Source organism: uncultured Acinetobacter sp., assembly GCF_947624825.1.
Taxonomy (GTDB): Bacteria; Pseudomonadota; Gammaproteobacteria; order Pseudomonadales; family Moraxellaceae; genus Acinetobacter.
Genome location: NZ_CANQLZ010000096.1, coordinates 1 through 5176, shown reverse-complemented (window position 1 = coordinate 5176; position 5176 = coordinate 1). Strand labels below are relative to the sequence as shown.

Annotated in this window: 6 protein-coding genes and 1 pseudogene; 4 read left to right on the top strand and 3 right to left on the bottom strand. The window is 40.3% G+C overall.

The window, feature by feature from the left end:
• From rplC to Q0017_RS13160, 3 genes and pseudogenes are all read right to left on the bottom strand, one after another.
• Positions 1-200: pseudogene (rplC, locus tag Q0017_RS13170) on the bottom strand (50S ribosomal protein L3); the annotation flags it as partial.
• 60 nt (positions 201-260) lie between these two features.
• Positions 261-572 (bottom strand): 30S ribosomal protein S10, encoded by a 312-nt coding sequence (rpsJ, locus tag Q0017_RS13165; protein WP_000070912.1) that lies wholly within the window; start codon positions 570-572, stop codon positions 261-263.
• A gap of 270 nt (positions 573-842) precedes the next feature.
• A complete protein-coding gene (locus Q0017_RS13160) occupies positions 843-1580 on the bottom strand; it encodes a type 1 glutamine amidotransferase (protein WP_298147718.1) in 738 nt (245 codons plus the stop codon).
• 162 nt (positions 1581-1742) lie between these two features.
• Here Q0017_RS13160 and Q0017_RS13155 point away from each other — a divergent pair, with 162 nt between their 5' ends.
• The 4 genes from Q0017_RS13155 to yihA all read left to right on the top strand — a co-directional run.
• Positions 1743-2930, top strand: a complete 1188-nt coding sequence (locus tag Q0017_RS13155) for a PLP-dependent transferase (RefSeq protein WP_298147715.1) — start codon at positions 1743-1745, stop codon at positions 2928-2930.
• A 137-nt stretch (positions 2931-3067) separates the two neighbouring features.
• Entirely contained in the window at positions 3068-3829 is a 762-nt protein-coding gene (locus Q0017_RS13150; protein WP_298147711.1) for a globin domain-containing protein, read from the top strand.
• A gap of 67 nt (positions 3830-3896) precedes the next feature.
• Positions 3897-4337 carry an Rrf2 family transcriptional regulator gene (locus Q0017_RS13145; RefSeq protein WP_298147708.1) on the top strand — a complete coding sequence of 147 codons (441 nt, stop codon included), beginning with the start codon at positions 3897-3899 and terminating at the stop codon, positions 4335-4337.
• 62 nt (positions 4338-4399) lie between these two features.
• Positions 4400-5176: ribosome biogenesis GTP-binding protein YihA/YsxC (yihA, locus tag Q0017_RS13140; protein WP_298147705.1), on the top strand; the 777-nt coding region annotated here is incomplete at its 3' end.

The following is a 5176-nucleotide window of genomic DNA, read 5'->3' as shown; positions in this document are numbered from 1 at the left end:
CCTTTCTGAGCGTTAGTTACGCGAGATTCGCGACGTTCACCAGTAGTGATTTGAATCGCTTGATAACCATCAGTTTCAAGCGTTTTGATTTGAGTGATGCGGTTAGGATCAACCTCAATCACTGTAACAGGCACAGAAACACCAGCATCTGTAAAGATACGTGTCATACCGCACTTGCGACCGACTAAACCAATAGCCATGTGCATAAACCTCTAAAAAAGCGGCCTAATTAACTTAGAGTGTTAATTAACCCGAAAGCCTTAACCCAATGCGATCTGAACATCAACACCAGCTGCAAGATCTAACTTCATCAATGCATCTACAGTTTTGTCTGTAGGTTGAACGATGTCGATCAAACGTTTGTAAGTGCGGATCTCGTATTGGTCACGCGCATCTTTGTTAACGTGTGGTGATGTTAAAACGTTGAAACGTTCAATGCGTGTAGGCATTGGAATTGGACCGCAAACTTGTGCGCCAGTACGTTTTGCTGTTTCTACGATCTCTTGAGCAGATTGATCAATTAGACGGTGATCAAAAGACTTAAGACGGATACGAATTCTCTGGTTAGACATACCAGTAAACTCCAAGCCAAATATATAAAGAATCACTCTTGACGCATCTCACCCCACTAATATAAGGCAAGTGTCAAGAGCAGTGAATTATCACTAAGGTCGTGATCGATGCCACGACTGTAACGATAGTTAACTACTTTATTCGTAGTTAACCTCCTTCCTATTGAAGGGTCGCCCATTATAGCTATTGTTTAATGCATAAGCAAATCCATTTTTGGGCTTTTATATGGTTTTTCGCTATATTTTGTTAATCAATGGTTTAAACACCACTCAATAGGCATTCTTTCTTAAAACATAGTCAATTGCTTGGTTTAATATTTGATTTCCTTGAATAAATTTATTTTTTGATGATTTAATCAACGTATTTACATCTTGGACATAATTGCCTGAGAAAATTGACAATTCTTCGCTGTTTTCTAAAAATAATTCTAAAACTTGTGGGGTAATCTCAGGATGTGATTGAAAGCCCAAAACATTATTGCCAATTTGATACATTTGATTACGACATGCTTCATTTTCAGCTAAATGCACAGCACCTTTTGGAATTTCAAAAGTCTCTGTGTGCCATTGCAATAGATTAAATTGCTCAGGCAATTGAAAACACTCTTGCGGCACACTTTGAACCTTGCGAATGGTGCTCCAACCTAATTCTTGTTGTTGACTACGACTCACCGCAGCACCCAACGCGTTGGCAATGAGTTGACCACCCAAACATAAGCCAATAGCAGGTTTACCCAATGCCAAATAACGTCTTAACCAGCGTTTTTCTACTTTTAACCATGGATAATTAGCTTCATCGTTTACGCTCATATAGCCTCCCATGATGATCAATAAGTCCACTTCATTGACATCAGGTAAGGCTTCTAAATCCAAAGTCCGATCTACCGGTAGCGCGAAAAATTCTGTTGCGGTAATTTTGGCATTTTTTTGTTTTAAATATTCATAGCAACTACCAAAACCTTCTCCCGCAATATGTTGAAAATAATGTACTTTTAACTGCGGCTTCATGCGCTTTATTCACCTATTGTTATTTGTTTGCTTAAAGTTTTGCAAAAATAGCGCCAACTTGTCCCATTTCATCAGATTTATCACAATTGTTGAACATCCCTAGCACGATCAATGACTTTCTCTTAAGCTACAGCTTAAAGTGAACTTATTTTGAGCGCCGCTGTGAAAAAAAATCGCCAAACCCAACTGATTCATGCACCACGAAATGCCCCCCAGTCGATTAACACTGTGCAACCTGCTGTATATCGTGCATCCACCATCATCTTTAACAATACCGATGCCTTATTTAATCGCCATTGGAGTGACGATTATGATTACAGCTATGGCACACATGGCACACCCACCACCTTTAATTTAGCCGATCAGATTGCACAGCTTGAAGGTGGTGAATACTGTTTGCTTGCGCCAAGTGGTTTGTCGGCCATTAATTTGGTCAATTCTTGTTTTTTAAGCCATGGCGATGAAGTTTGGGTAGCCGATAATATTTATGGACCCAACATGGAGCATTTACGTAATTTAGAAATACGTTATGGCATCTGTGTCAAAGTTTATAATCCACTAGATGTAAATAGCTTTCAGCCAAGTGAAAAAGCCCAATTAATCTGGCTTGAAGCGGCAGGTTCGGTGACTTTAGAGTTTCCTGACTTAGTCGCTTTAGTTAAAAAAGCCCAAGCACAGAATATTCTGACCGCATTGGATAACACATGGGGCGCAGGGCTAGCCTTTAACGCTTTTGATTTTAGCGATGCACATTTAAGTGTGGATTTAACAGTACATGCCCTGACCAAATACCCAAGTGGCGGTGGTGATATGTTAATGGGTTCGGTCGTCACACGCGATAAAGCGTTACATCATCAATTATTCCGTATGCATGCCTTACAAGGTGTGAGTGTTTCAGGCGATGATGTGGCTCAAGTACAGCGTAGTTTGGCTTCAATGCAACTGCGTTATGAGGCGCAAAGTCATAGTGCGCTACAGCTCCTTGATTGGCTGAAACAGCAAGCGCAATTTAGCCAAGTCCTGCACCCTGCCGACCCTGACAATATCAGTCATCAGTATTGGCAAGCCGTATGCCAAGAACAACATAGTGCAGGTTTAGTCAGTGTTATCTTTGATGCAAAATACTCACTGCAAGATATTCGTCAGTTTTGCGATGCGCTGCAACTGCTTAAGTTGGGCTTTAGTTGGGGCGGTCCACTGAGCTTAGTTATGCTGTATGAACTGCAACATATGCGTAGTCTTGAACACACGCATTTACACTCAGGGATTTTGGTACGCTTTTGCATTGGCTTAGAAGACACTCAAGATTTAATTCAAGATATTCAACAAGCACTAAACATACTTAGCTAGTTTTTTAATTAACACAGATGAATAATATGGGATGGTTAAACTATCCCATATTTTTTTTATGGATTTTAATTGCCAAATAAAATTAAAAGGTATATTTTAAATACACCTTTTAAAATCTGTTTTAAGCGAGCGCTTAGATGACACCACAACATATTGAACTTGTAAAAGCAACCGTGCCTGTTTTACGTGAAAATGGTGTCGCACTGACCCGTTATTTTTATCAGCGTATGCTGAATAATCATCCTGAATTAAAAAACACTTTTAATTTAGAGCATCAAAATAATGAGCGTCAGCCGCGGGCTTTGGCTGCTGCTGTATTGGCTTATGCTGAACACATTGAAAACCCAAGCGTATTAGCAAAAGCCTTAGAACACATCACCACTAAACATGTCAGCTTAGATATTCAACCAGAGCAATATGCCATTGTAGGCGAGAATTTATTGCATTCTATTAGTGAAGTGCTTGATGTAGCGATGGATTCTGATTTAATCGCGGCATGGCAAGCTGCTTATATGCAACTTGCCGATCTGATGATTTCGATGGAAAAGAACAAATATCAAACTTTAGCTTCACAACATGGCGGTTGGACAGGTTGGCGCACGTTTAAAATTAGCGCAATTGAAAAATCAGGCAGCGCATATTTGTTTAGCGTGACCGCACAAGATGGACAAGCCATCTTAAATGCTCAAGCCAACACCCCAATTTCGGTACGTGTGAGTGTGCCTGAACAAGCATTGTTACAACCGCAACAGTTTAAACTCAGTGCAAGCACAGAAGATCGTTATCAGTTCTCGGTTGAACCTGTTGCCGAACCAAGTCCATATTCTGTAGCAGCAATTTTAGCGCAGCATTATCAAGTTGGTGATGTCGTTGAGCTGTCTGCTCCAATGACAGTGTGATCTAAAACACATTCTTTTTATTATATTTTGAGGTTAAACTAGGGTTCCGACCCTAGTTTTTTTTGCAATGCAGCTGAATAAATTTACAGATTATGCATTACGCGTGTTGATGTATGTTGCGCCTGAGCGTGATGTACCCTACACCATTGCTGAAATTGCAGCGCAGTTGAAGGTCTCTGAAAATCACCTGATTAAAGTGGTGCATTTTTTAGCCAAACAACAATGGTTAATCACCACACGCGGTAAAGGCGGGGGTATTCGTTTAGATCCAAAGGTATTACAGCTCCCTCTTGGTGTTATGGTACAGACTCTACAAGGCGATGCGCCAATTGTGGATTGCTATCAACCCAATGCCTGTGTATTACTACCAAGCTGTGGCTTAAAAGGCATGTTACAACGGGCTTTGGTTGAATTTTATCAAAGTCTTAATCAATACACCTTCGCACAAGCATTAAGCCCACCCTTAGATGGCAAAAATCCGCTTGCTATTGAGATCTTGAATGTTTAAGTCGCTTGCCTGAGCGACTTCCTTTATAATGCCCCTTGGTAAATTAAGTTTGAAGTTGGGTTATGCATCAGCACCGAGGAAAATCACGTAACAGTAAAACGGCAACTGCGCCAAAGCAAAAGATCACTTATGAGAAAAAAGTTGATTCTGCAATTACTGAATATGCTGTACGCTCACTAAACTGGCTTCGCAAAGCTGAATTTTTAATGAGTGCGCCAAAGCTAAATTTATGTGTTGAAGATACAGGCTATGAAGTGGCTTTTGCGGGTCGTTCTAATGCAGGTAAATCTAGCGCAATTAATGCGCTAACCAACCAAAAGCAATTGGCACGTGCCTCAAAACGTCCGGGTCGTACCCAGATGATTAACTTTTTTAGCTTAGGTAACCCAGACCAACGTTTGGTAGATTTACCCGGTTATGGCTATGCGGCTGTACCTGAAGCCATGAAAATTGTGTGGCAAAAAGAGTTAGAAAATTACCTGATTCATCGTCAAAGCCTACAAGGCTTAGTGTTACTGATGGACATTCGTCATCCATTACAACACTTTGATGTGATGATGCTTGAATGGGCCTATTCGCGTCGTTTATTTGTGCATGTTTTATTGACCAAATCAGATAAACTCAACCGTGGTCCTGCCTCTAAAGCTTTGCAAGAAGTCAAAGCACAACTGCGTAAAATGAAGTTGGATTTTTCTATTCAGTTGTTTTCTTCAATGAATAAACAAGGTTTAGAAGAGTTAGCCAGTGTCATGGCAGGTCGTTTAAACTTTACCTTAGAGCAGCAAAATAACATTGATTTAAGTGAAATTCCTGAAGCATCAAGTGATGATATTGAATTT

Excerpts from the sequence above, each read along its gene's own strand:
- Q0017_RS13150 (WP_298147711.1), top strand. The coding sequence starts at position 3,068 with ATGACACCACAACATATTGAACTTGTAAAAGCAACCGTGCCTGTTTTA.
- Q0017_RS13145 (WP_298147708.1), top strand. The coding sequence starts at position 3,897 with ATGCAGCTGAATAAATTTACAGATTATGCATTACGCGTGTTGATGTAT.
- rpsJ (WP_000070912.1), bottom strand. The coding sequence starts at position 572 with ATGTCTAACCAGAGAATTCGTATCCGTCTTAAGTCTTTTGATCACCGT.
- Q0017_RS13160 (WP_298147718.1), bottom strand. The coding sequence starts at position 1,580 with ATGAAGCCGCAGTTAAAAGTACATTATTTTCAACATATTGCGGGAGAA.